Source organism: Sorangium sp. So ce302 (assembly GCF_051530145.1).
Classification (GTDB): domain Bacteria; phylum Myxococcota_A; class Polyangia; order Polyangiales; family Polyangiaceae; genus Sorangium; species Sorangium cellulosum_B.
In genome coordinates, this window is the sequence record NZ_CP150326.1 from 2483138 (window position 1) to 2509196 (window position 26059).

The 26059-nt window shown below is 72.3% G+C and carries 19 protein-coding genes; 13 read left to right on the forward strand and 6 right to left on the reverse strand.

Annotation, left to right across the window (positions count from 1 at the left end; translation table 11 throughout):
- Positions 1 to 16 precede the first annotated feature (16 nt).
- The 4 genes from WME73_RS09670 (at position 17) to WME73_RS09685 (ending at position 4840) form a co-directional block, all read left to right on the forward strand.
- Positions 17 to 1096, forward strand: coding sequence for a geranylgeranyl pyrophosphate synthase (locus WME73_RS09670; protein ID WP_437915481.1), 1080 nt, complete (start codon positions 17 to 19; stop codon positions 1094 to 1096).
- Positions 1097 to 1209: 113 nt separating this feature from the next.
- Entirely contained in the window at positions 1210 to 1431 is a 222-nt protein-coding gene (locus tag WME73_RS09675; protein WP_437534351.1) for a Franean1_4349 family RiPP, read from the forward strand.
- A 155-nt stretch (positions 1432 to 1586) separates the two neighbouring features.
- Positions 1587 to 3434 carry a hypothetical protein gene (locus WME73_RS09680; protein ID WP_437915482.1) on the forward strand — a complete coding sequence of 616 codons (1848 nt, stop codon included), beginning with the start codon at positions 1587 to 1589 and terminating at the stop codon, positions 3432 to 3434.
- A complete protein-coding gene (locus WME73_RS09685) occupies positions 3431 to 4840 on the forward strand; it encodes an adenylate/guanylate cyclase domain-containing protein (protein ID WP_437745181.1) in 1410 nt (469 codons plus the stop codon). Before WME73_RS09680 ends, WME73_RS09685 begins: the two co-directional genes overlap by 4 nt.
- 40 nt (positions 4841 to 4880) lie before the next feature.
- Here WME73_RS09685 and WME73_RS09690 read toward each other — a convergent pair whose 3' ends face one another.
- On the reverse strand, positions 4881 to 6587 hold the full coding sequence (locus WME73_RS09690; RefSeq protein WP_437745182.1) for an oxidoreductase: 1707 nt from the start codon (positions 6585 to 6587) through the stop codon (positions 4881 to 4883).
- A gap of 492 nt (positions 6588 to 7079) precedes the next feature.
- Between WME73_RS09690 and WME73_RS09695 the strand changes: the two genes are divergently transcribed.
- The 3 genes from WME73_RS09695 to WME73_RS09705 all read left to right on the forward strand — a co-directional run bounded on the left by WME73_RS09695 (position 7080) and on the right by WME73_RS09705 (position 8692).
- Positions 7080 to 7475 carry a response regulator gene (locus tag WME73_RS09695; protein ID WP_437328491.1) on the forward strand — a complete coding sequence of 132 codons (396 nt, stop codon included), beginning with the start codon at positions 7080 to 7082 and terminating at the stop codon, positions 7473 to 7475.
- A 504-nt stretch (positions 7476 to 7979) separates the two neighbouring features.
- Positions 7980 to 8336 carry a response regulator gene (locus WME73_RS09700; RefSeq protein WP_044964390.1) on the forward strand — a complete coding sequence of 119 codons (357 nt, stop codon included), beginning with the start codon at positions 7980 to 7982 and terminating at the stop codon, positions 8334 to 8336.
- Positions 8333 to 8692 (forward strand): gamma-glutamylcyclotransferase family protein, encoded by a 360-nt coding sequence (locus WME73_RS09705; protein ID WP_437745183.1) that lies wholly within the window; start codon positions 8333 to 8335, stop codon positions 8690 to 8692. The genes WME73_RS09700 and WME73_RS09705 overlap by 4 nt, the downstream gene beginning before the upstream one ends.
- Positions 8693 to 8697: 5 nt before the next feature.
- Here the strand turns inward: WME73_RS09705 and WME73_RS09710 are convergent, their stop codons facing one another.
- The 4 genes from WME73_RS09710 to WME73_RS09725 all read right to left on the reverse strand — a co-directional run bounded on the left by WME73_RS09710 (position 8698) and on the right by WME73_RS09725 (position 14271).
- Complete coding sequence (locus WME73_RS09710) at positions 8698 to 11793, reverse strand: CheR family methyltransferase (protein ID WP_437915483.1); 3096 nt, start codon at positions 11791 to 11793, stop codon at positions 8698 to 8700.
- 155 nt (positions 11794 to 11948) lie between these two features.
- A complete protein-coding gene (locus tag WME73_RS09715; protein WP_437745185.1) occupies positions 11949 to 12629 on the reverse strand; it encodes a hypothetical protein in 681 nt (226 codons plus the stop codon).
- 183 nt (positions 12630 to 12812) lie between these two features.
- Positions 12813 to 13196: a hypothetical protein gene (locus WME73_RS09720; protein WP_437745186.1), complete on the reverse strand. Its 384-nt coding sequence runs from the start codon at positions 13194 to 13196 to the stop codon at positions 12813 to 12815.
- Positions 13197 to 13539: 343 nt separating this feature from the next.
- Positions 13540 to 14271 carry a TetR/AcrR family transcriptional regulator gene (locus WME73_RS09725; protein ID WP_437745187.1) on the reverse strand — a complete coding sequence of 244 codons (732 nt, stop codon included), beginning with the start codon at positions 14269 to 14271 and terminating at the stop codon, positions 13540 to 13542.
- A gap of 149 nt (positions 14272 to 14420) precedes the next feature.
- On the opposite strand from WME73_RS09725, the gene WME73_RS09730 reads away from it, so the two are divergent.
- Positions 14421 to 15083 (forward strand): UdgX family uracil-DNA binding protein, encoded by a 663-nt coding sequence (locus WME73_RS09730; protein WP_437745188.1) that lies wholly within the window; start codon positions 14421 to 14423, stop codon positions 15081 to 15083.
- A 58-nt stretch (positions 15084 to 15141) separates the two neighbouring features.
- Complete coding sequence (locus WME73_RS09735) at positions 15142 to 17088, forward strand: potassium transporter Kup (protein ID WP_437745189.1); 1947 nt, start codon at positions 15142 to 15144, stop codon at positions 17086 to 17088.
- Positions 17089 to 17103: 15 nt separating this feature from the next.
- On the opposite strand, the gene WME73_RS09740 is transcribed toward WME73_RS09735, so the two are convergent.
- Positions 17104 to 18393, reverse strand: a complete 1290-nt coding sequence (locus tag WME73_RS09740) for a citrate synthase family protein (RefSeq protein WP_437745190.1) — start codon at positions 18391 to 18393, stop codon at positions 17104 to 17106.
- 214 nt (positions 18394 to 18607) lie between these two features.
- Between WME73_RS09740 and WME73_RS09745 the strand changes: the two genes are divergently transcribed.
- The 4 genes from WME73_RS09745 (at position 18608) to WME73_RS09760 (ending at position 25996) form a co-directional block, all read left to right on the forward strand.
- Complete coding sequence (locus tag WME73_RS09745; RefSeq protein ID WP_437745191.1) at positions 18608 to 19756, forward strand: citrate synthase; 1149 nt, start codon at positions 18608 to 18610, stop codon at positions 19754 to 19756.
- Between the two features lie 273 nt (positions 19757 to 20029).
- Positions 20030 to 20830: a recombinase A gene (locus tag WME73_RS09750; protein ID WP_437745192.1), complete on the forward strand. Its 801-nt coding sequence runs from the start codon at positions 20030 to 20032 to the stop codon at positions 20828 to 20830.
- Positions 20831 to 20843: 13 nt separating this feature from the next.
- On the forward strand, positions 20844 to 22712 hold the full coding sequence (locus WME73_RS09755) for a DinB/UmuC family translesion DNA polymerase (RefSeq protein ID WP_437745193.1): 1869 nt from the start codon (positions 20844 to 20846) through the stop codon (positions 22710 to 22712).
- Positions 22709 to 25996, forward strand: coding sequence for an error-prone DNA polymerase (locus WME73_RS09760; protein WP_437915484.1), 3288 nt, complete (start codon positions 22709 to 22711; stop codon positions 25994 to 25996). The genes WME73_RS09755 and WME73_RS09760 overlap by 4 nt, the downstream gene beginning before the upstream one ends.
- Positions 25997 to 26059 lie beyond the last annotated feature (63 nt).

Consider the following 26059-nt stretch of genomic DNA (forward strand, 5'->3'; position numbering starts at 1 on the left):
GCCGTCCGGAGGTGGGATGAGCGAGGACAGCCGCGCAGGGGCAGGCGAGGGCGCGCAAGACGCCATCGAGGCGGCGCTCGAGGCCGAGGTGCTGCAGCGGCTCGCGTCGTTCCGGGCGCGGCTGGGGAGCGAGCTCGGCGCGCTGTTCGATGAGCTCGCCGCGCGCCTAAGGCTGTTCGAGGGGGAGCCGGGCGAGGGCTACTTCTCGCACCCGACGGCGCTCCCGGTGCTCGCGCTTCCGCTCTGGGTCGCGACGCGTCCCGGCGGGCCGGCGCTTGCGCTGGACCCTGGATCGCCGGCGCTTCCGCCGCTCGCCGTCGACCTCGCCGAGGCAGCAGCGGTCGGGTACCTGCACGTCCGGATCGAGGACGACCTGCTGGACGAAGGGGTCGGTGAGCCTGGAGCGACGGTGCTCCTGTCCGGGGCGTTGTTCGCTCGCCATCAGGCGTTGCTCGCTCGCTCGCTGCCCGGCGGGAGCGCGTTCTGGGGCCTCTTCGAAGAGGTCTGGCTCGGGTATGGCGAGGCGATGCTCCTCGAGCGGCGGCTCCACCGCGGCGCAGGCCCGCGGGACGGCGCCACGTTCCGGCGGGTGCTTGCCCGTTCGCGCCCGCTCGTGCTCCCGGCCGCGGCGGCCCTGTTCGCGCTGTCGCAGGCCGAGCACCTGGCCGCCCTCGAGGAGTTCGTTTCCGCCCTTGTTGCAGCGCATCAGCTGTTCGCGGACCTGCTGCACGCAGAGAAGGATCGTGCGTTCGGCAACACAACGTATGTGCTCTCCCGGCTCTGGGCGCTTGCCGAGGCGGATGCGGCGTCGCCGAGCGGGGCCGACGTCTCCGGCAGGGGGCCTTGTCGCGCTCAGGAGATGCGCAGCGCGGCGGCTCTGCGCGCGCGGCTGTTTGCGCGCGGCGGCTTCGACGCCATCCTGGAGGAGGCGCGCTGTGAGCTGGCTCGCGCCGAGGTCGCCGCGGGGGCCCTCGGGCTACCGGAGGCTGCGCGGTTCTGCAGGGAGCGCGAGCAGTACATGGTCGCGATCCAGCGGCGGGTATTCCTCGCGTTCTTCAGCGCGCTCGCCGGCGAGCCCGCCGTCGCGCCGCGGTGAACCGGGGTGTCGTGCGCGGACGCAACACCCCCGGAGGACGCGCGGACGCGCCTGCTTGTACTTGCTCGCCGTTTGGAGGTCTCCTAGCCTCCCGAGCGAGAAAGCGAGGAGTCGTGACGTCGAAGAAATCAGAGGCAGAGCTCATCGGTCGTGCCGTCGTGGATTCGAGCTTCCGCCAGCAGCTCCTTGCCGATCCCGAGCGCACCATCCAGGCGGAGGGGTACGACGTCGGCGCGGAGACGCTCCAGCGCATCCGGGATGCCGCGACCTCGACGCCCGAAGCGGTCGATGCGGCCATCTCGGCCGCGGCGCGTGAGGGCGGAGTCGGTATGTGACGCTGTCCCCTGCTGGAGGGGTGACCGTCGCCTGGCCATGGCTCGACCCGGGTGACCGGGCTGTGTGCGAGCGCGCCTGGTCGGCGCATCTGTCATCAGAGGGGGCGCTTCAGCGCGGTGAAGCGGCGTGGGGAGCGCTCGCGCTCGAGCGCAGCGTGGGCACACCGCCGGGGTACAGCGTCCCGTGGGCCAGCTGGGCGCTGCGGCTCTGCGGGCGGGTGTCCGCGCGCGACACAGCCGCGGACGCCGCCGTGGCGGTCGCCGCGGTGGCCGCCGGGGGCATCGAAGGCGCTCCTGACGCGCTCGCGCGGGGCGCGATCGCCGCGCGTCTCCTCGCGCAGCACGCGGACGACGCGCGCGCGTACAGGTGGCTCCTGGGCCTGGCCGACATGGCGGAGGCTTCGTGGCGCGAGAACCCGGTGATCGAGATCGACGGCTCCGGCGCCATGGCGGCGCCCGCCGCCGGCGCGCGCGAGGCCGTGGCCCTCTGGACGGCGCCCGCGCTCGTCGCAGGCGACGATCTCGCGCCCGCCCGTCGCTTCGGAGAGGCCGTGGCCGAGCCGATCTGGCTGCTGGACGGGCTCGTGCGCCTCTGGATCGATCCGATCGCGCCTGACCTCGCAGCGCCGACGCTCACGCCGCTCTTCGCGCTCTGGCTGCGCGGCGCGGGGCTCGCTCCTCCGCTGCTCCGCGCGCTCTCGGGCGAGCGCGTGTCCCGCGTGCGCCGCGGCGAGATCCACAGCCTGCTCGCGACCCGCCCGTACCGCGCCGCGCTCGCGGCGCGCATGCAGGAGACGCTCGCGTCCGCCCGTGAGGTCGTGGCCACCTCTCCTCGAACGAGCCCGAGCGCGCGCGGCCTCGCCGAGGCGCAGCGCGAATTCCTCGAGGCGCTCGGCGAGCGCCTCCGCTTCTTCGAGGGGCTGATGTCTTTCCGCGATCTCCTCGGCCCCGGCGCGGCGCTCAGGCCGCCGCGCGCGCAGGGCGAGCCGGCGCCGCCCGACGAGGCGCGCGCGGATCTGCAGGCGGCGGTCGCGTTCCTCCTGGACGCCGCGCCGTGGCGCGAGTCCTGGGAAGTGCAGCGCTTCGGCGTGCTCGGGTCGAGCGAGCAGCCGGTCGGGCACTGGTTTGTCCGGGCGACGATCCTGAGGGCGCTGCTCGAGATCGGGGAGGTCGGGCGCGACGTCCGCGCCGACGCCGCGGCGTTGCTCGAGGAGATCCCGGCGGGAGAGCTCCGCTACTTCACCGCGTTCCGTGACGTCCCGCCGGACGCCGACCTCCTCGGCGTCGTGCTCGAGCTGGTCGCCGAGACGGGCGCCGCGAAGGAGCGGGCGGAGTCGTGGATCGAGGTCATGCTGGCCAACGTGGGTGAGGACGGCATCGTTCCGACCTGGTTCTACCGCGGGCCCGCGGGGCCGACCACGCCGGGCGTGGCGTGGGCCGGCGACGACTGCGCGGCCGTCCGGCTGAACCTGCTCGTGGGCCTGCTCTCGTTCGACGCGGAGCGGTTCGCGCGGCTCATCGACGCGAACGCGCGGCGCGTGCTCGACGCCGCCTCGGAGGGCGGCATCGAGGGCGCTTGCTTCTACGATGCCTCGTACACGGACCTCGCGTTCCTCCGCTTCGCGCGGCTCTACCGGGGGAGGGCGGGGGACGCGCGGTGGGCCGACGAGGTCGCGGCGGTCGAGGCCGCGACGCTGTCGCGGATGCTCCGATCGCAGCGGCTCGACGGCGGCTTCGGGGCGCCGCTCTGCACGGCCGCGTGCCTCGAGGGGGCCGCGATGACGGAGCGGCCCGATCCGCTGCTCCTCGAGCGAGGGATGCGTTACCTCGGCGAGCGCCAGCTCGTGGACGGCTCCTGGCCAGCGGAGCCGCTCTACCGGGTGCCCATGAAGCGCGGTCGCGAGGGGCACCACCAGGGCAGAGCGCTGACGACCGCGCTATGCGCGCGTGGGCTCGCCGCCGCGCGGTCCCGGCTGCGGCGCGGGGGGGAGCGGCGCACATGAGCATCGAGAAGTCGCCCGAGATCGTGCGGATCATGGAGGCGCAGGAGATGCGCGGCGAGCAGATCGTGAACCACATCCGGTTCGCGTTCGCGCTGCTCAGCGCCGCCACGTTCATGCACGTGTGGACGATCAACACGCCGGCCGCCAACCAGATCTTCGCGATCCTGACCGGCGGGTACCTCGCCTACTCGCTCGTGCTCTACGCGTTCTTCCGGCTGCGCCCCGGCGTCTACGCGGGCTGGCTCAAGTACGTGAGCATCTTCGTCGACCTCGCGCTCCTGACGCTCACGGCCCTGGGGAGCGCGAGGAACCACTCCGGGATCATCGAGTACTTCACGAGCTACCTCGCGACCGTCTACGTCCTCTGGAACCTGATGTCGGGCTTCCGCTACAGCCTCGCGGCGTGCCTGTACTCGGCGGGGCTGTCGGCCCTCTTCAACTCCGTCGTGCTCGCCGTCACGGTCGGCTCCGGCGCGGTCCCGATCAGCCCGGTGTCCGTCTACGGAGAGAACGCCATCAACATCGCGGACCAGTGCCAGCAGATCCTCTTCATCGCGCTCCCCGGCGTCGTCGCCGGCATCATCGCGCGGATGTCGCGCAACCTGGTCGTGCGGGCCGAGGTGGAGTCCATGGCCCGCCTCCGGCTCGAGCGCGAGAAGCAGGAGCTCGGCCGGTACCTGTCGAAGGATCTCGTCGACTTTGTCCTGTCCGATCCGAGGCGGCTCAAGCTGGGAGGCACGCGGCGGCACGTCTCGGTGATGTTCACCGACATCCGCAACTTCACCCCGCTCACCGAGTCGGTCGAGCCGGAGGCCGTGGTCTCGTTCCTGAACGAGTACTTCACGGAGATGGTCGAGATCGTGTTCCGCTACGGGGGCACCCTCGACAAGTACATCGGCGACGGGCTGATGGCGGTGTTCGGCGCGCCGCTCTCCGTCGAGGACGCGCCGAAGCGCGCCGTGATCGCGGCGATCGAGATGGTGCAGGCGCTCGAGCGCATGAACCAGCGGAAGCTCCTCGGCTGCGGCGAGATCCAGATGGGCGTCGGGATCGCGACCGGCACCGTCATCTCCGGCAACATCGGCTCGCTCCAGCGCATGGAGTACACCTGCATCGGAGATACAGTAAACACGGCCGCGCGCCTCGAGCAGTTCAACAAGGAGCTCGGCTCCAAGATCATCATCTGCCAGACGACGTACGCGACCCTCGACGACTGCGTCCCGGCGCAGCCGACCGGCGCGCTGAGCATCCGGGGCAAGAGCCGCCAGGTCCACCCCTACATCGTGGACTACATGGAGCTGTCTCCGGCGCGCCTGAGCGAGCTCCGGAGAGAGCTCCTCTCGAGGGTCCGTCCCATGGAATCGATGCCGCCGCGGGCGCCGGCGGCCCTGCGCAGCAAGGAGTAGCTGAAGGCTCGCGGCGCGCTGCGCGATCGGGGCGAGACGGTCACGAGGGCGTGGCGCGGAAGCGCCGGACGCGCGCCGAGCCGGGGCCGCCGTCCTGCGTCGACAGGCCGAGCGCCGTGCGCGCCGGCGCGTGGAGGCGCTGGAGGACGCGATCGAGCAGGCGGAGCGCGCCGTCGCTCATCTTCACGCCGCGCGGCGAGCGGTAGCCGAACGCGACGCCGTCCACGACCTTGTAGGCGTTCTCCGTGGGTGAGGCGGGGCGCATCTCGACGACCAGCGCGCCGTCGCGCGTCTTCATGATGACGACGATCTCGCCCGGGCGCGCCGAGGCCTCCACGAACGTCCACCCGCCGGAGGTCGCCTCCTTGATCCCGAGCTCGAGCACGCGCTGCAAGTCCTGGCCCGCCGGCGCGAGCGTCGCCGCGCCTTCGACCCGGATCTCGGCGCCCGGCGGGACCACGCCGCTGCCGAGCGGCATCGTGGGCCGCCGCATCTCCCGAGGCCCGGGGAACGACCACATGTCCGGCGTGATCTCGCCGCCTTCGCGGTAGGCCATCTCGATGAGGCGGCTGCGCTCGCGAGAGAGCGCGTCCTCGGACCAGCCGAGGCAGGAGCGCATCATCAGCGTGAAGGGGTCGAAGCGGAGCTCGAACGAGGCGGGCGCGCGGACCATGAGGTCGTCCGGAAGGACGAGGCTGTGGAAGATGCGGACCTTGCACGGGAGCTCGCGCGCGCGCTCGAGCGTGCGCCGGAACGTGATCGGGCCGTCGCCCGGGAGGCCGAGGAGGATGTCCACCTCGATGTCCGTGAACGTCGAGAGCTCCTCGATCACCTTCGCGAACTTCGACTCCCTGAAGGGGCGCTGCGTGCCGTCGCCCGTCTCCTTGTTGAGCGGCGGAAGCCGCGCGTCGAGCGACACGCGCGCGACGCCGCGGAGGAACTCGAGGTGCTCGTCGTGCACGTGCTCGGGATCGATCGATGCCGTCAGCGTCGCCTGCTTGAAGAAGCCGACCTGCTTCTCCGCGGCCACCAGGTTCCGGAACGCCTCCGCGCTCAGGTTGAGCGGGGCGTCGACGATCTGCGCGCCCGGCGCGCCGGCGGCGCGGAGCGCGCTCAGCTCTTCGACGAGGTAGGCCTCGGAGAAGACGCTGCCAGCGTCGCCCGCGGAGACGCCGCACGTCGCGCAGCTCATGGCGCCCCCGCGGCAGATCTCGAGCGGGACGATGCGATCGGTCGGGAGCAGCTTCATCCGGATCGGCGAGGGGAGCGCGTCGGGCGCCACGTAGAGGGGGTCGCCCGTCGAGACCCAGCCGCCGGCGGTGGACACGTGCAGCCCCGGCACGGCGCGCAGCGCATCGGGAGAGCGCTCGCTCAGCCGGACGATGTCCCGGAACGTGAGCTCGTTGCCGTGCACGAGGGCGTCGATGCAAGCGGTGGCGTCGCGCCAGGGCGCGAGCGCGAACATCGCGGGGCGCGCGAGGGGCCCCCACAGGGCGATCGTGCGCCCCGGCCGGTTGCGCTGCAGGTGGCGCGCGATCTCGATGAACGTGGGGAACGACCAGACGTGCGCGGCGAGGCCGACCACGTCCGCGTCCACGGTCTCGACCTCCGCGACCCACGCGTCGAGATCCCTCGTCTGCGCGTCGATCACGTGGATCGGCACGCCGGCGAGGTCCGGATCGGCGAGCAAGGAGGCCTCGACACGACGGACTCCATGGCTGGACGGCGCTCCCCCACCGTCCGGCATGGTTGGTTCCATCGCGAGTAGCGCGACGCGGCGTTCGCCAGGCATCCATGAGAGTCTACCAGGGTGTCTCCCCTGTCGGGGAGTCCGTTCGCGCTCTCTGTCTGCTCTCGCTCCCCGCCCCCCGGTCGGTTCCTTGCGCCCGGAGTTGCTCCTTCTACCCGGAGTTGCATCCGGCGCGCAGTCGGGCTTTCATATTGCCCTGGGCGGGAGAGGGGGAACGGAACGTACCGGATCGGCAGACAGCGGCGGACTGTCGGGCTGCGCACTTGGTGGCGTGGTCGTACGTGTGGCGCACCGCGGCGAGCGCTCCGGTGTGTCCGGGCGATTCGTCACACCGGGGGCATCACCGAGGTTGCTCGCGCTGCGCTGGCTGCTGGCCAGCGGAGGCTCGGGCAGCGTCGAGCGCGCATCCCGTCCTCCCCCAGCATGGGGAAGAGAGGGCGCGCTGCCCTGGCGAGCGACCCCCGCTACTGAAGAAAGCCGAGGGGAGCCATGTGTGGCAAGCACGTGATCCTGGTTGCGGAGGACGACGTTGACACCGCGACGATGCTGGAAGAACTCCTGACCCTGGAAGGGTACGAGGTCGAGCTGACCGCCACCGCGCGCGCGGTGCTCGATGCGCTGGCGGAGCGGCGCTTCCACGCGGTCCTCCTTGATCTGACGATGCCAGGCATGACGACGGACCGGTTCGTCTCCGAGATCGAGGGGCTCGGCACGCCCTCGCCCCTCATGATCTTCTCCGCCCGCCTCCCCCACGAGATGCAGGCGATCGCCGAGCGGCTGCATGCGGCCGCGCTCATCCCGAAGCCGGTGGACATCGACGTCCTGCTGGGCACCCTCTCGAAGGTGGTGCTCGGCTCGCTCGGCTCAACAGATATCGACCGTTGACGCTGCCCGTTCGGACCACGTCGCGAGCGCCTCGGGCCGTCGTTCCGGCGGACGCCGGGCTGCTGCGCCCTCCGGCTCCGGTGGTAGGATCGCCGCTCATGACGTGGATGGCGACCAAGCCGCGCTGCGCTCACCCTGGCTGGCCGCAGATCGGGCACAGAGCGGCTTCGCCGGAGCGCCACCGTGCTGTAACATCGGGCTCGACCGCCGACGATCGATCGCCGTAATGCGTACGCCCGTACCCGCCTGCCAGAGCTGCCGGCTCAACCAACGTCGACCCCGCGTGGTTGTATGGCCGCACGGGCGACGCGGGAGCGGGCTCCGCTCCGAGGCGCCTTTGCGGCGCTGATTGCCGGAGAGAGACGTAGAGAGACCTTCATGAGCCCCCTTCCTCGCAGAAAGAGCCTCATCAAGCGGAACCCGAGCAGGGATTCAGGGCTTTCCCTGTTTCGCCGTGACGTCAGGCTTTCGCATAGTGGTTGATGCACCGTGCCTGCCACTCCCTTGAAGAGGATCCTCGTTGTCGATGACGATCCGGATATTCGAGAGACCCTCGCCGAGCTCCTGCAGGAGGAGGGGTACGCCGTCGCGTCGGCGGCGCACGGCGGCGAGGCGCTCAGCGCGCTGAGAACGGATCCGAGACCCGGGCTCATCCTGCTCGATCTCATGATGCCGATCATGGATGGCTGGCAGTTCAGGGCGGAGCAGAAGAAGGATCCGGAGCTCGCCGCGATCCCGGTGGTGATCATCTCCGCGACGGGCCGCGACGAGTTCGTGTCCTCGCTCGGCGCGGCGCAGTTCCTGAAAAAGCCGATCAACCTCGAGCAGCTGCTCGCCGCGGTCGAACAGCACTGCCGGTGACGGCGCGCCTGTTCGTCTACGGCACGCTGATGCGCGGCGAGCGCGCGCACGCGCTGCTCGGGCGCGCGCGGTGCCTCGGGCCCGCCCGCACGGCCCCGTCGTTCGAGCTCGCCGATCTCGGCGCCTACCCGGCGCTCGTGCGCGGGGGCTCGGTCGCGGTCCTCGGGGAGCTGTACGAGCCGGACCCGGAGGCGCTGCCCTCGCTCGACCTCTACGAGGACTGCCCCGACCTCTTCAATCGTGAGCCGATCGAGCTCGACGGGGGCGCGCTCTGCGAGGCCTACCTGATGCCCGCAGGGCAGGCGCTGGGGTCGCCTCGGATCGCCTCGGGGGACTGGCGGACACGGCGGCGATGAGCGCGTCAGCCGGGGCCCGCGCGGCGCGCTGGCCGCAGCCCGGGTGGACCGGCCGGGTCGATCTCGGGCGCCGTCCTGTCCTCGACGACGAGCAGCAGGGCCGGGAGCTCGCCCTCGTCGGCCTGGAGCCGGAAGGCTGAGAACGAGAGCGTCCTGCGGCCGGCGTGCGCGAGCACGGCCTCGAGGCGGAAGTCGACGAGCGCGGCGCGGCGGTGGAGCACGTCCCGGAGCTGCTGCTCCAGCTGCGGGGTGTTCCATCCGGCATCGATGGCCGAGAGCGATCGTCCCTCGATGTCCCCGAGCGGGACCATGAACTGCTCGCAGTAGCGCCGGGTGACGGCCCGGATCCGGAGCTCCCCGTCGAGCAGGAGGAACGGATGGCGCAGCACCTCGAAGACGGCGGAGAGGCCGTCGCGCGCGCCCGCGAGCTCGCGCGCCGCGCGCCTCGGCGCCTCGCTCTCCAGCCAGCAGATCACCGCGCCGTCGACCTCGTCGTCGGTGGTCCGGGAAGGGCGTGCCCGCATGAGGTAGCAGCGCCCGTCGCGGTCCTCGACGTGCCGTTCGACGGTGCTCATCGTGCCGAGCACCTCGGCGACGACCGGCGCGATGTCGGCCACGCTCCTCGACTTCACCTCGAGGATGGACCTGCCCACGTCGCTCGCGGCGAGGCCGAGCAGCTTGTCGGCGGCGCCGGCGATCCGGCGGATCCGTAGGTCCGCGTCGACCATCAGCATCGGGATGTTCATGCCGCCGAGGAGCTTGCGCAGCTCGTCGTTGGCGAGGCCGAGCGCGACGTTGCTGCTGCGGAGCTCCTCGTTGATGGTCGTCAGCTCCTGGTTCGCCGACTCGAGCTCGTCGTGGGCGCCCGCGAGCGCGTCGTTCACCCTGTGCAGCTCGTCGTTGCTCGCGAGGATCTCGTCGTTCGTGCACAGGAGCTCTTCGTTCGTCGCCTCGAGCTCATCGATGAGCGACTGGAGGTACTCCCTCGTGGTCACGAGCTCCCTGCGGAGCTGGACGATCTCCAGATCCTTCTGGGCGTCGCTCGGGGCCGGGTCGCTGCCCGGCCGGTCCAGCCGCGCGGCGCCCGACTCGGAGAAGGTGACGAGGAAGCAGCGCCCTTGCGGGAGCCGCACCTTGAGCGGCCAGACCTCGATGTCGACGTACCGGATCTTCTCGTCCTGCCTGACCTTGATCTGCTCCTTGCGGGCCATCGCCCCCGAGTTCATCGACGCGTCGATGGCGGCCCGGATGCCGAGGACGAGCCCCTCTCGGGCCATCTTGAAGAGGTGGAGGCTGGCGTCGCCCGGTGACGGCTCGAGGTAGGGCCCCGTCTTGCCCCGGAACTGGACGATCTGCATCTCCTCGTCCACGACCACGCCGGCGGGGGCATAGCGCGCCATGACGATGGCGTCGGCCTCCTTGCGCACCGCATCCATGCCGAGCCCCTCGGGCTCCCGCGGCCTCTCCGACGCCAGCGCGACCACCGGCGCGCCGGGCAGAGCGGGCGCGGTGAGGGCGAGCGAGTGGGCCGCCTCCGACGCGGCGCGCTTGCAGAAGATCCTGTGGGTCCTGTCCACGACCCCGAACAGATCGGGCGCCGTGGTGAGGCTCTCGGACGAGCCGAGGAGCAGGAAACCCGTGGGCTTGAGGGCCTGGTGGAACGTCTGCAGCAGCCGGCGCTGCAGGCTCGGCTCCAGGTAGATCATCAGGTTGCGGCAGCTGGTGAGATCGAGCTTCAACAGGGGCGGGTCGGCCGCGGCGTTGTGGCGCGAGAAGATGCACAGATCGCGGACCGATTTGTTGACCTGAAAACCGCCTTGTACCCTGACGAAGAAGCGGCGCAGCCGGCTGGGAGAGACGTCCATCGAGATGCTCTCGATGTAGATCCCGGACCGCGCCTGCTGGATGGCGGCCTCGCTCAGGTCGGTGCCGAAGATCTGGATGGCATGATCGGTCGCGTCGGCTTCGAGGAACTCGAGCAACGAGATCGCGAGAGAGTAGACCTCCTCGCCCGTCGAGCAGCCCGGCACCCAGATGCGAACAGGGGAGTCCTGCGGCCTGCTGTGCATGAGCACCGGGAACACGTGGGTCTTCAGCGCGGCGAAGGCGCCCGGATCGCGGAAGAACGTGGTGACCTTGATGAGGAGGTCCTGGTAGAGATCCTCGATCTCGCCGGGGTGCGCTTTCAAATGATCCAGGTAATCCTGGAGGGTGGCGAGCCGATGGAGCGTCATTCGCCGCTGGATGCGCCGCCTCAGGGTGCTCTTCTTGTACTGGCTGAAGTCGACGCCCACCGCGGCGTGAAGCAGCCTGAGGAGCTTGCTGAGCTCGGCGTCCATGCCGAGGGGCGCACCCTGCCTGAGCCATGGAGCGAGGACGTGCCCGGGGCGACCCATCCGCACGAGCTCCGCCGCGATCTCCTCGACGCTGAGGACGAAGTCGACGCCTCCGGCCGCGATGGCGCTCCGCGGGAGCGCCGGCCGCTCCGCGCCGCGCGGGTTCTCCGCGAAGGTGACCCCGCCCTCGGCCTTCACGTCCTTCAGCCCCAGCGCGCCGTCGCTCCCAGCGCCGGACAGCACGACGGCCACGGCGCCCGACCCCAGCTCGCCCGCGAGCGAGCGCAGGAAGAGATCGCCAGGGCCCGGGCCGCCCTCGCCCCGCGGCGCGAGCTCGACGCGGAGCCCCGCCAGCGTCGCCTGCGCCTCCGGGGGCAGGACCTGGACGCGACCCGGCGCGAGCTTCATCCCTGATCGGAGCTCGGCCACAGGGAGAGGGCTGCTCTGCGCCACGAGCTCGAGGAGGGGGAGCTCCCCTGGATCTGCGCTGTAGATCAGGACGAGAGAGAGGCTGGTATCTCTGCTGGGCAACCGCCGGAGGAGCTCCGCGATCGCGCCGCGTCCGCCCGCCGAAGCGACGACACAGACGACGGGAAAGCGCAGCTCACCCTCGGGGCGCGGCTCGCCCGCCGCGGCGCTCTCGCCGGCGTCCTCCGGCGGGACCGGCGCGCGCCCCGGCGCGGATGCCCTGCCGGCCTGGGGCGCGGCGTCGCTCGGGCCCGGTGCCCCGAGTTGCGTCCGGCGTGACTTCTTCTGTTCGGGCATTGTTGGCTTGAACGGTTGGGCGCTCTCTCACGCGTCTCGCGACGGCGAGAGCCTGACAGGGACTAAGCCAGGGTTCCGGTGGGCGGTCGGTCAACGATGGCTGTCGTCGTCCATGTCGCGCATGGGACACGGCGCCGCACGGTCATCTCACCATATCAGCGCGCGCCTTCCAGGCGCTTCAGGAGTTGCTCGAGCCGCTCGATGATGTGTGCGGATCGGTCGGATACCATTCGGGCAGAATCGTTGAGCCTCATCAGTGTCATTTCATCCATTCTCCCGCCGGGCTGGAGCCTGGTCATGGCCTCCAGCGCGGCATCGTGGCGCGCTCGGGCGACCTGGGCTGCCGCCATCGCGCGGCGCAGGCGTGCGCGCGGCGGCTCCAGGTTCTCGACCCCGGACCACCTCCTCTCCGGTGAGACGTGCCGCGCCTCGCCCTCGGCTCGCGCCAGGTGATCGGCGGGCGCCGCGAGCGGCGGCGCAAGCACCTCGGGCGCCGCGAGCAGCGCGGGAGCCTGGGCCCCTCGCGGCGATCGATCCGCCTCGCTGTTCCCCGCGTCCTGCGTGCGCTCCGTGCGCTTGCCATCGGTCGGAAGGCGGAGGTTGACGCTGATCTGCTGATCCTCCGCGGGGCCCCCGGCGTCCTCCCACCCCCGTTCGTCGACGATCTGCTTCGTCGCGTCGTTGACGAGGAAGACCTGATCGGCGTCGTGGAACCGCTCTGCCCGCAAGGCCTGCAGCGCAGACCGAGCCGTCTCGAGCGAGCGGATGTGCTTCGTGAGCGCGAGCCGCCTGCCCCGGAAGCGAACGTAAATGCTGTAGCTGGTCTGGGGCGCCATCTCTATCGCCTCGTGGGCCCGGTCGCGTCATGTGGTGCTGCGCTCTTCTTGACAGCAGCTTCCGGGGTGCAGCTCGCCATGGCGCCGGGCCGAGCGGGCGAGCCCCCTGCTCCATGAGGTTCTCACGGATCTCTCGCCGTGAGCCCAGGGCGCGAGTTCTGGGCGCGCGTCCTGCTTGCGGTCTCACGCCTCCGGTACCGCCGTCAGCAGCACCAGCCTCCCGGCGGTCTGCTCGGCTGTTCTGCAGGCGGTGCGCACGAGCTGCCACTCTGCCTTCACGAGCTCCGCCATGAGCGACCTGTCCTGACACAGGGCTTTGCTCAGCGACTCCTCGGCGTCTTCGCCGAAGGACAGCACGCGTATCGCGATGGCGAGCGCAAAGTCCTTGGTCAGCCGGACGCGCAGGTCGACGTCCGGCGTGGAGACGTGGAGCGCGTGCTCGGCGAGGGCGACCTCGATCCTGTCCGCAATCGACCTTGCGGTGTCCGCACGCCACTGGATCGAGCGGCAGGTCTGCCGGAGCAGCTCCTGGATTAACCGTCTATCACGACCCGTCTGGTTGCCCATTCCGCCCCCCCTCGACAGTTCCGTTCTTCTGCGGAGAGCCGTCCAGAGAGTGCCTGCGACCGGCCAGAGCGCGCGACGGTCAGCCTGGCGCGATTGAACGAGCAGGACCGCTCCCCAAGGCTGCGCTCCTCCCGAGTTGCCCGAGCGGTTCCCCCTCCGGCTCCCCGCTCCACCCCCTCACTGTCCCGCCGAAAATCCCGTTGACTGCTAGCTGTAGCTCAGCTGCTGCCCGACCGACCGCTAGGGCGATATGGAATCCCTCGTCAGGGATTCCCTGTAAGCTGTCCTGGTACCGCTGAGTCTCCGGCCGGTTTATTCAGGCAAAGCCCTACACCTAGGTCACCTAGGTCGTCTTGGCCTTGGAACGACGGCGCTCGCTGCTCGACGCCGAGGCAGGTGGCGGGGCGGCGGCCTGCCGCGCGCTGCGCGGGGGGGCTTCCATGACCGACAGGTCAGCGACGGCGCGCACCTCCGGGGCGAGCAGGCCGTGCGTGAAGAGCTGGAGCACCTGCGCGGCCCAGGCGGCGATGTCTGGCCTGGACGGCGCGTCGATGAGCTTGCGCACCAGGCGATCGAAGGCGCCGGAGATGAGCGCGGCGATGACGCTGGGCTCCAGATCGCGCCGGTAGAGGCCGATGTCGATCGCGTACCGGAGGCGGCCCTCCACCTGCCGCGCGACGCGCTGGGCGAACTCGTCGATCAGGTAGGCGTACGGGGTCCCACCGCCTCCCGCCAGCATCATCCTGAGGAGCGCCCGGTTCTGCCAGCAGAACTCGAGCACCTCGAGGTCGTGGGCGAGGACCCGCTTGAAGTACTCGTTCACCGACGCTCGCTCGGCCTCGAAGACGATGGGCGGCGGCTCCACGCAGTCGGCGAGGCGCGCGATGAAGGTCTCGACGATCTGCTTGAAGCAGTCGTCCTTGCTCTGGAAGTGCAGGTAGAACGCGCCCTTCGAGACGCCTGCGCGCTCGGTGATGTCCTCGACCCTCGCCGCGGCCAGGCCGCGCTCGGTGAAGGCAGCCTCGGCGGCGCGGAGCAGCTCGATCCTGGCGCGGCGATCGGCAAGGCGGGGCATTCTGACTGGTCGGTCAACGTCGGAGGACCGTGGCACTATGGGAAGGCTGCCGGAAGCCGTCAAGGCGCTCGTCGGCCGCGCTCCTCGCGACGCGGCGCGTTCGACCGCGCCGCGTCGCCCATGGCACGAGCGATGCTGCGGAGGCGGTCATGGCGACCGTGGCGAGACGAAATGCAGCAGGGCGCGGCGTCGGCGAGGCGACGGCGGCGGCTCTCGTCCCCAGCCCTCCTTCGTTGCCGAGCCTGCGCGAGGCCGCCGCGCGGTGCCGGGCGTGCCCGCTCTGGGAGCGTGGGACGCAGACGGTGTTCGGCGAGGGCGCGGCGCGATCGGACGTGCTCCTCGTCGGCGAACAGCCGGGCGACAAGGAGGATCTGGCCGGCAAGCCGTTCGTGGGCCCGGCGGGGCAGCTGCTCGATCGCGCGCTCGAGGCGGCGGGGATCGAGCGGCGCCGGGCGTACGTGACCAACGTGGTGAAGCACTTCAAGTGGGAGCCGCGCGGCAAGCGCCGCATCCACATGAAGCCGGACGCGCGCGAGATCCGCGCGTGCCTGCCGTGGCTCGCCGCGGAGATCGCGGTGGTGCAGCCGGCGATCGTGGTATGCCTCGGCGCGACGGCGGCGCAGGCGCTGCTCGGCGGCTCGTTCCGGGTCACGCGCGAGCGCGGCAGGATCGTCGCCTCGCCGCTCGCGCCGCGCGTGCTGGCGACCGTGCACCCCGCGTCGATCCTCCGCATGCCGGACGAAGCGACGAGGCGAGCCGAGCTCTCCCGCTTCATCGAGGATCTCACCGTGGCGGCGCGCGCGCTCGGCTGAGCCGGCGCGCGCCGCCTCCTCGCGAGGCGCGCTCTCGATGGAGTAGGATTCGCCCGCGATGACGATGAGCCCACGACCGGTCCCTTCCGCAGAGCGCCCCGCGTCCTCTCCGATGGCCGAGCGCGCCCACCTGGGGAGCTCGAAGAAGATGTGGCCGCTGATGCTGGCGGCGCTCGGGGTCGTCTACGGCGACATCGGGACGAGCCCGCTCTACGCGATGAAGGAGTGCTTCAGCCCCAGCAGCCCGCACCACGTCGCTCCGACGCCCGAGAACGTGCTCGGGGTGCTCTCGCTGATGTTCTGGTCGTTGATGATGGTGGTGACCGTCAAGTACGTGACGTTCATCACGCGGGCCGACAACGAGGGCGCGGGCGGCATCCTCGCGCTGCTCGCGCTCGTCCCGAGCGGCGATCGCAAGGGCGAGGGCCGCGGCCTCCTCGTGCTCCTCGTCCTCGTCGGCGCGGCGCTCCTTTATGGCGACGGCGTGATCACGCCTGCGATCTCGGTGCTCTCGGCCGTGGAGGGCCTCGAGGTCGCGATCCCGAAGCTGGACCCTGCCGTCGTGCCGATCATCACCTGCGGTGTGCTGCTCGCCGTGTTCCTCGTGCAGAAGCGCGGCACGGCCGGGGTCGGGTCGATCTTCGGGCCGGTGACGCTCGTGTGGTTTGTCACGCTCGTGCTGCTCGGGGCCAAGGAGCTCATCCGCAGCCCCGGAGTGCTCCGGGCCGTCTCACCGACCTACGCGGTGAGCTTCTTTGTCGAGAACCAACTGCATGGCTTCCTGATCCTCGGCGCGGTCGTCCTCTGCATCACGGGCGGCGAGGCGCTGTACGCCGACATGGGGCATTTCGGCCGCGTGCCGATCAAATACACCTGGTACACGATCGTCTGGCCCGGGCTGCTCATCAATTATTTCGGCCAGGGCGCCAAGCTCCTCGCGGACCCCACCGCGGCGGCGAACCCGTTCTATGCGCTCGTCCCGTCGTGGGCGCTCTACCCCACGGTGGCGATCGCCACCGCGGCGACGGTCGTCGCGTCCCAGGCGCTCATCTCCGGGGCCTTCTCGCTGACCCAGCAAGCGGTGCAGCTCGGGTATTTCCCGCGTGTCACGGTGGTCCACACGTCGAAGGACGAGGCGGGGCAGATCTACATCCCCGAGGTGAACAGCGGGCTCCTGATCTCGTGCATCGTGCTGGTCCTCACCTTCAAGAACTCGAGCGCGCTCGCGGCTGCCTACGGCATCGCCGTCACGGGGACGATGGGGATCACCACGGTGGTCTATTACGTGGTCACCCGAGAGACGTGGGGTTGGCCGCTCTGGAAGTCGCTCCCGCTGGCCGGGCTCTTCCTGGTGATCGATCTCGCGTTCTTCGCGGCGAACAGCGCCAAGTTCTTTCACGGGGGCTGGGTGCCCATCGTGATGGGCGCGGCGATCTTCACGGTGATGACGACCTGGAAGACGGGGCGCAAGCACCTCGCCGCGGCGATCAAGTCGGCGATCTTGCCGCTCGACATGTTCCTCGAGGACGTGAAGCGCGTGAAGCCGCACCGGGTGCGCGGGACGGCGGTCTTCATGGCGTCGAGCCCGGAGGGCACGCCGCCGATCCTGCTGCACCACGTGAAGCACAACCAGGTGCTGCACGAGCAGGTGGTGCTCCTCTCGATCCAGGTGACGAACGTGCCGGAGGTGCCGGCGGAGCGGCGCACGACGGTGATCCCGCGGGGGGAGGGGATCTACCAGGTCACGGCGTGTTACGGCTTCATGCAGACGCCGAACGCGCCGTCGGTGCTCGAGGGGTGCAAGCGGCACGGGCTCGACATCGATCTCGGGAGGACGAGCTACTACCTCGGCAGGGAGACGCTGCTGACGACCGGGCGCTCGAAGATGTCCCGGTGGCGCAAGGGGCTGTTCGCCTTCATCTCGCGGAACGCGCGGCCAGCGACGGCGTACTTCGGTCTGCCGCCGAACCGCGTGGTCGAGCTCGGAATGCAGGTCGATTTTTAGGGGTGGGCGCGGGGCTCAGGGCCCCGTGTACCGTGCGCGCGGCCGGAGCATGTACCCCGCCTCCCGCTGCTCGAACGCGTGGGCGATCCAGCCGGCGGCGCGCCCCACCGCGAAGAGCGCCGCCGCCGTGCCGGCCGGCAGGCCGAGCGCGGCCGCGATCGCGACGAGGCCCAGGTCGAGCGACGGCGGATCGAGGCCGGCGTCGCGCAGCGCGTCGACGAGCGCGAGCACCGTGCGCAAGGCCGCGCTCTGCGGGGCGAGCGCGCGGGCCGTGTCGAGCAGCAGCTGGGCGCGGGGGTCGCCCTCGGGGTAGAGCCTGTGCCCGACGCCGGCGATGGGCTCGCCGCGGCGCAGCCGCTCGTGGACCGCGGCGGCGGCGCGCTCGGGCCGGCCTGCCTCGGCGACCAGGGCCTCCACCCGGTCGGTCATGCCGCCGTGCCTCGGGCCGGAGAGCGCGGCGAGCCCCGCGCTGACGCAGGCGTAGAGGTCGGCGCCGGTGGAGGCGGCCACCCGGACCGCGAACGTCGAGGCGTTCAGCTCGTGATCGGCCGAGACCAGGAGCGCGCGGTTCACGGCGCGCTCGGCCTTCTTCGAGGGGTTCGCGCCGAGGGCGATGAGCAGCCGCCGCGCCGCCCCGTCGGCCTCGATGGCGTCGGTCGCCCTGCGCGCGTCCCGCCCGAGGCCCACGAGCGCCGCGAGCGATCGCACGAGGGCCCGCGCCCGCGCGCGCTCCGCGTCGCCCGTGGGGATGCGCCCGTCGCCCGAGGGCGCGCCCACGTGGCGGGTCGCGTCGTGCGCGCCGAGCGCGGGCACCACGAGCGCGAGCGCGACGAACGGCGGCGCGCCCTCCGGCAGGAGCGCCGCGAGCTTGGCCGGGCGGACGCTCAGCCGGCCTGGCCGCGCCGTCGGCGCGCCCTCCGCCGGCAGCTCGCCGGTCCAGAGCAGCTCGGCGACCGCCTCGAAGGGCACGTCGTCGAGCGCCAGCGCGACCGCCTCCTTGCCCCGGTAGACGGGCCCGCGCGGGCCGATCGCGGTGAGCGCCGACTCGAGCACCGGCTCGCCCCACCGGAGCGCCTCGGCGGCGACCGGGCCGTGGCCGGCGCGCGCGTCGTGCCGCGCCTTGAGCCGCTCGATGTCCGCCCGGAGATAGAGCCGCGCGCGCCCTCGCCCGCCGGGCACCCCCCGGAGCACGCCCCGGCTCGCGTACGCGTAGAGCGTCTCCCGCTTCACGCCGAGCAGCTCCGCCGCCTCGGCGCCGGTCACGTACGCCGAGGGCCGCTGCCCCGAGTCAGGTAGATCCACCATGAGCGCCCATCAACGTTGCATCCATCCTGTCTTCCGATGCACGAGGCGCCAGCGTCGCGCGCGCCGGCGACACCCGTCCCTCTTAACACCGCCCTCCTCGGCTTCCTCCGGGATTCTTCCTCGACGCGCTTCGAGACCGTGCATGGTTGATTGTACAATCAAGGTTGATCAACCTCGTGCGGTGCCCAAGATGTCGTCAGCGGAGGTGATCGGAATGAGGGATGTGGCGGCGCCGCTCGCGAGCGGCCTGGAGGGCGTGGTGGTGGCGGAGACGCGGCTCTCGGAGGTGGACGGAGAGCGGGGGAGGCTCACCCTGGCGGGCCATGACGTCGAGGCGCTCGCCGGCGGCGGCGGGGTGACCTTCGAGGACGCGTGCGGGCTGCTCTGGGGCGGCGCGTTGCCCGGGGCGGCGGAGCGGGAGTCGATCCGGCGAGCGATCGCCGAGGGGCGGACGAGGGCCTTCGCGCTGCTCGGGCGGCTCGGGGACGCGCTCCAGGCGGGCGACGGGATGGATGCGCTCCGCGCCGCGGTCGCGCACCTCTCGGGCGACGTCCCGCCCGCGGCGATCGCCGGGGCGGTCGCGACGTTCGCGGCGGCGTGGGCGCGGCGCTGCGCGGGGGAGGCGCCGGTCGCGCCCGATCCGGCGCTCCGGCTCTCGGCCGACTACCTGCGCATGGCGCGGGGGGCCGCGGCGAGCGAGGCCGAGGCGCGCGAGCTCGACACGTACCTCGTGACGGTCTCGGATCACGGCATGAACGCGTCCACCTTCACCGCGCGCGTGGTCACCTCGACGGGGTCGGACGCGATCTCGTCGGTGGTCGCGGCGATCGGCGCGCTGAAGGGGCCGCTCCACGGCGGCGCGCCCGGACCAGTCCTCGACATGCTGGACGCGATCGCGGCGAAGGCGGGCGAGGGCGGCGCGCCGCCCCCGGGCTGCGCCGAGCGCTGGATCCAGGCCGAGCTCGCGGCGGGCCGGCGGATCATGGGCATGGGCCACCGGATCTACCGGGTGAGGGATCCGCGGGCGGCGGTGCTCGAGCGGGCGATCGAGCGGCTCGAGCGGACGGCAGGCGGCGCGCGGAGCGCCCGGCTCGCGCTGGCGCGTGAGGTCGAGCGGGCGGCCGAGGCCGCGCTCCGCGCGCGGCACCCGGAGCGCCCGCTGCGCGCGAACGTCGAGTTCTACACGGCGGTGCTGCTCGACGCGCTCGGGCTGCCACGCGCGCTCTTCGCGCCGACCTTCGCGGTGGGCAGGGTCGCGGGCTGGTGCGCGCACATCGACGAGCAACGGCGCGCGGGGCGGCTCATTCGCCCGAGCTCACGCTACGTCGGGGGCGTCCCCGGAGCGGCAGCTCCGCCGCATTGAGGCGTCGGGCCCGCCGCGTGCGCGGCGAGGCTGCTGGCAGGAGCGCTGGTCGTCGCCGGCCATGAGGTCGACCTGCCCAGGTCGGACTTATTGAAGAGCCCGTGGCGGCATTCGCTTCATCCACGCCGTCCTGCCATCCTATCCGCACAGAAATTGCCGGAGAAGCCGTTCCACAGCCCTGGAAGGACAAAAGGAGAACGCGCCGGGCGCAGGTAGGACGTTGTTCGTCCTGCAAAGTTGGCAGCCTCGCGGGGCACTGTTATCGTGTTCAGTATGTCGTCCGCCGCTCTTGCCGCTCCGCTTGCCCGGGACCTCCTGCGCCATACCCTCCCCGAGTTCGAAGCGCGCGCCAAGACGCTCCCGCTCGGTCTGCGGGAAATCAACGACGCGCTCCCGGAAGGGGGGCTGCCGCGCGGGGGGGTGGTGGAGCTCGCCGCGCCGCGGGGGCTGGGGCGGTCCACCTCGCTCGCCCTCTCCGCGTGCGCGTCGGCGCAAGCGGAGGCGCGGCTGCGCGGGACGAGCGCGACGGCGGGGGCGTGGTGCGCGTGGATCGACCCGAGCGGCTCGCTCTTCGCGCCGGCGGTCGCGCGTGCGCAGGTCGATCTGAGCCGGCTGCTCGTGGTGCGGCCCCCGCCGGAGGTGCTCGCGAAGGTCGCGGTCCGGATGGCGATGAGCCGGGCGTTCGCGGTGCTCGTGATCGACGTGGCCGGGGTCCCGGGGGCCTTCGGCCAGGGCGCGGGGAAGGGGGAGCGGAGCGCGCCCGGGGCGGGGCGCCGCGAGGAGGACCTCGCGCGCTGGGTCAACGTGGTGCGCAAGCTCGCCCTGGCGATCGAGGGGAGCGACGGGACGATCCTGCTCCTCACCGATCGCCAGGCGGCGCGGCCGATGCCCTTGCCGGTCGCGATGCGGCTGGAGCTCGAGCAGGTCGCCGAGAACCGGTTGATGGTCCGCGTCGCCAAGGACCGCCGAGGGCGCGTGACCTCGCCGACGCCTGTGGTGCTCGGGGAGCGGCTCGGGGACAAGGCAGAGCGGACGGCGGGCGGCGAGCCGCGGCCCGCGCTGTCGCGGGCGTGAGGGAGGAGAGGCGATGGCGGTGAGGCGCATTGTGGCGATCGTGCTCCCGCAGCTCGCGTGCGAGCTGGTGAAGCAGCGCGGGCCGGTCTCGCCGAGCGGGAAGGCGCCGCTCGCGGTGATCCTCGGCGGCGAGGAGGACCGCCGCGCGGCGCTCGCCCCGCGGCCCGAGCGCGAGCCGCAGGCGCCGGCGGCGGTGATCGACGTGGTCGACGACGAGGCGAGGCGGTACGGGGTGAGGCCGGGGCAGAAGGTCGTCGAGGCGGCGGCGCTGGTCGCCCACCTCGCGATCCACCGGGTGACGTTCGCCGAGATCGACGCGGCGCTCGGCCGGGTCGCCGAGGTGGCGCTCGGGCTCGGGGCGACGGCGGCGATCCAGCTCGGCGAGCAGGGCGCCCCGCGCGCCGGTGCGGCGCGGGCGAGCCGCGCTCCCGAGCGCGCCGCGAGCGAGGCGCGGAGCCCCTGGGGCGACGGCCCGTACGACACGGTGTGGCTGGACATCACCGGGGCGTCGCACCTCGTCGGCGGCGAGGAGGCGCTGCTCGGCGAGCTCGGCGAGCGCGTCGCGGCGCTCGGCCACCGGGCGCGGCTCGCGATCGCCGACGGGCCGCGGCTCGCGCAGGCGCTCGCGCGCTTCGGCGCGCACGCGGACGGCGGGGGAGGGGCGGAGGCCCCGATCGCGCCGCCGGGCAAGGGGGCGCAGGCGATCGGGCCCTTGCCGGTGCAGGCGCTCCCGGTCGAGCGCGAGGTGGCGAGCTTCCTCGTCCGGCTCGGCGTGCTCCGCGTCGAGGATCTCGCGCGCCTTCCGCGGGCGCAGGTGGCGGCGCGGCTGGGTCCGCGGACGGCCGACGTCATGGAGCTCCTCGCCGGCCGCGATCCCGTGCCGCTCCTGCCGTTCGAGGTGCCCCGGCTGCTCGAGGAGGAGGTGCTCTTCGACGAGCCGATCGAGAGCGCCGAGTCGCTCCTGTTCGTGCTGCGCGGCATGACGTCGCGGATCGCGTCGCGGCTCGCCGCGCGCGGGGAGGCGTGCGGGCGGCTCAACGTGGCGATCGCCTACGATCGCTCGATCGCGCGGCTCCGCCTCGGCGAGCGCGAGGACGACGGCGCCGCCGCGGCGCTCCTGGAAGACGACGGGCGCGGCCCTTCGCTGCGCTTCCACGTCGACATGCCGGTGCCCCTCTCGGACGCGGGCGATCTGCTCCGCCCGCTGAAGGCGAGGCTCGAGCGGATCGAGCTCGCGGCGCCCGCGGTGGGGGTCCACGTCATCGCCTCGCGCATCGCGCGGGCCCGCCGGGTGCAGCTCGATCTGTCGCGCGACCGGTCGGCCGATCCCGACAGCCTGCCGGCGCTCCTGGCCGAGCTCTCGGCGGAGATCGGCCAGGAGCGGGTGGGCATCCTGGAGATCGCCGACGCGCACCGCCCCGAGGCGCGCTCGCGGCTCGTGCCGGCCTCAGGCGAGGCGGCCATGACGCGCGCGTCCGCCGCGGCCCGCGCGCGCGCCGCGGCGGATCGGGGTGCGGCGGAGCAGGCGGGCGGCGCCGACGCGCCGGCGCTGGAGCCCGCGCGGCTCCTCGCGCAGCCGATCCCGCTGGGTCGGGTGGGGCGCGGGGCGATCGTGGCCGTCGACCGGCATCTTTACGCGATCGAGCGGCTCTCCTTCGTGATGCGGATCGACGCGGTGGAGTGGTGGACGCCCACGCCGGCGTCGCGCGATTACGCGCGCGCCTGGCTCGTCTCGGGCTCTCCGTCCGGCAAGGCCGCCCCGGCGCGCCTCGGCGAGCTGCGCCCTCCTCGAGACGGCGCGAGCGCGAGCTCCTGCGGCGAAGCGTGGATCTACGTCGACCGCGCGACGGGCGAGGCCTTCCTGCAGGGGTGGTGCGAGTGAGCGCCGGCGCGTCGGTCCCGTTCGTGGAGCTCTGCGGCCGCTCCTGCTTCTCTTTCCTGGAGGGCGCCTCGCACCCCGAGGAGCTCGTGCACCGCGCCAAGGAGCTCGGCCTCGAGGGGCTCGCGCTCTGCGATCGCGACGGGATCTACGGCAGCGTGCGCGCGCACACGGCGGCGAAGAAGGTCGAGCAGCGGGTGATCGTCGGGGCCGAGCTGACGCTGGGCGCGCCGCGCGGGGGCGCCGAGCGCGCGCCGGAGGTCCGGCCGTCGGTGGTCCTCCTGGTCGAGGACAGCGAGGGTTACGCGAACCTCTGCCGCCTGCTCACGATCGCGCACGCGGAGTGCGAGAAGGGGATGGCGAGCATCTCGGCGGAGGCGATCGCGGCGGCGCAGCGGGGCCTCTCCGCGATCGTGCCGCTCGATCCTCTCGTGCCCGCGGGCGTCTCCGGCGCGCTCCTCGGCACGCTGCGCGACGCGTTCGGCGAGCGCGCGCTCGTCGCGACCTGGAAGCACCTCGACCGCCGGGACGGCGAGCGCGTCGCGGCGGCCCTCGCGGCGGAGCGCCGCTACGGCCCCTGCGTGGTGGCGACGGCGCGCCCGCTCTATCATCACCCGTCGCGCAAGCCGCTCGCGGACGTGCTCGCGTGCATCCGGACCAAGACCACGCTCGATCAAGCGGGGACGCGGATCGCGCCGAACGCGGAGGCGTACGTGCGGTCCGGCGCGCAGATGGCGGCGCTGTTCCGCGATCATCCGGCCTGGGTCGCGCGCACGGTGGAGGTCGCGTCCCGCTGCCGCTTCTCGCTGTCCGAGCTCCGCTACAGCTTCCCGAGCGACGCCCTCTGCATGCCAGGGGAGACGTCGGATCAGGCGCTGCGCCGCCTCACCGAGGAGGGCTGCCGCGACCGTTACCCGGAGGGGGCGCCGCCTCCGGTGCGCGCGCAGATCGAGAAGGAGCTCGCCTTGATCGCGAAGCTCGGCGTGGCGCCCTATTTCCTCAGCGTGCAGCAGGTCGTGAAGATCGCGCGCGCGCGGCAGATCCTCTGCCAGGGCCGCGGGAGCGCGGCGAACAGCGCTGTGTGCTTCGTGCTCGGCGTGACGGCGGTGGACCCGGCCCGGTCGAGCCTGCTCTTCGAGCGCTTCCTGTCAGAGGAGCGCCACGAGCCTCCGGACATCGACGTCGATTTCGAGCACGAGCGCCGGGAGGAGGTGATCCAGGCGATCTACGAGATGTACGGGCGCGACCGGGCGGCGATGGTCTCGGAGGTGATCGCCTACCGCGGCAAGAGCGCGCTCCGCGAGGTGGGCAAGGCGTTCGGTTTCTCGACGGATCAGGTCGATCGGCTGAGCGGCCTCGTGCTTCACCACGAGGCGGACATCACCGAGCAGCGGGTCAGCGAGGCGGGCCTCGATCCGGATGACGTGCGTGTCCGGCAGGCCGTCATGATGGCGAGCGCGCTCGAGGGCTTCCCGCGCCACCTCTCGATCCACGTGGGCGGCTTCGTGCTGTCGTCGGAGCCGCTGCACCAGGTGGCTCCGGTCGAGCCTGCGCGGATGGAGGGCCGCACGGTGATCCCGTGGGACAAGGACGATCTCGACGATCTCGGCTTCTTCAAGATCGACGTCCTGGCGCTCGGCATGCTGACGGCGATCCGCAAGGCGCTCGGTATGATCCACTCGGACCGGTACGCCGGGCTCGCGGGTCCCTTGGTCCACGCGGCACGGGACCCCGCGTCCGCGGGTCCCTTGGTCGACGCGGCAGGGGATCCTGCGCCCGCGGCGGTCTCGCTCCACGCGGGCCGAGGCGCCGCGTTCGATCCGATCGCGGCGCTCGCGCAGATCCCGCCGGAGGACCCGGCTGTCTACGAGGCGATCGGCCGGGCCGACACGGTGGGGGTGTTCCAGATCGAGAGCCGCGCGCAGATGGCGATGCTCCCGCGGCTGAAGCCGAACAAGTTCTACGATCTGGTGATCGAGGTGGCGATCGTGCGCCCCGGGCCCATCCAGGGCGGGATGGTGCACCCCTACCTGCGCCGGCGGACGGGGCAGGAGCCGCCGGTGTCCCCGCACCCGTGCCTGGATCCCATCCTGGAGCGCACGCTCGGCGTTCCGCTCTTCCAGGAGCAGGTGATGCAGATCGCGATGGTCGGCGCGGGCTACACGCCGGGCGAGGCCGACCAGCTGCGCCGCGACATGGCGGCGTGGAAGAAGCACGGGCGCCTGGAGCGGCACCGCGGGCGGCTCATCCAGGGCTTCGCCGAGCAGGGGATCTCGGCGAAGTTCGGGGAGATGCTCTACCAGCAGATCCAGGGCTTCGGGGAGTACGGCTTTCCGGAGTCGCACGCGGCGAGCTTCGCGCTCCTCGTGTACGCGTCGGCCTGGCTCAAGGTCCACCACCAGGCGGCGTTCACCTGCGCGCTGCTCAACGCGCAGCCGATGGGGTTCTACAGCCCGTCGGCGCTGGTGCAGGACGCGCAGCGGCACGGCGTGGAGGTGCGGCCTGTGTGCGTGGTGCAGAGCGCGTGGGACGCGACCCTGGAGCCTTCCGCCGAGCCCTCGGCGGGCCCGGCGCTGCGGCTCGGCATGCGGCTCGTGAAGGGGCTCGGCGAGGCGGCCGTGGCGGCGATCGTGGCGGCGCGCGAGGAGGCGCCGTTCACGAGCCTCCCGGATCTCGTGAGGCGCACGGAGCTGAAGAAGAACGAGGTGGAGGCGCTCGCAGAAGCGGGCGCGCTCGCCGCGCTGGTGCCTGCCCGGAGAGAGGCGCTCTGGCGCGCGCGCGCCCCCCGCGTGGAGGGGTTGTTCGAGGGCGTTCCGATCGAGCAGGACCGGGACGTCGGGCTCCCTCCGCTCAGGCCGCTGGAGCAGCTCGCGCTGGACTACGGGCGCGTGGGTCTGTCGCTGCACGACCACCCGATGCGGCACGTGCGGCGGGCGCTCAAGCGGCGGCGCGGTGCCGGGCGCGTGCGGACCGCCGAGGAGATCAAGGCGGCGCGCGACGGGGAGAGCGTGCGGGTCGCCGGGATGGTGGTCGGACGCCAGCGGCCGGCGACCGCGAGCGGCGTGACGTTCATGACGCTCGAGGACGAGACCGGCGTGGTCAACGTCATCGTCCAGCGGCAGGTCTTCGCAGAGTACGAGCACGTGGCGAGGAACGCGGCGCTCTTGCTCGTCGCCGGGCGGATCGAGCGGCAGGGCCAGGTGATCCACGTGCTCGCGCGCGAGCTCGATCGGCTGGAGCTGCCCAGCGGCGAGGAGATCGCGCTCAAATCGCGCGACTACCGCTGAGGGCGCGCCGACGTCGCGCTCCCGGACCGCAGGGCGATCGGCGGCGCGTGAGGAGAGCTCGCG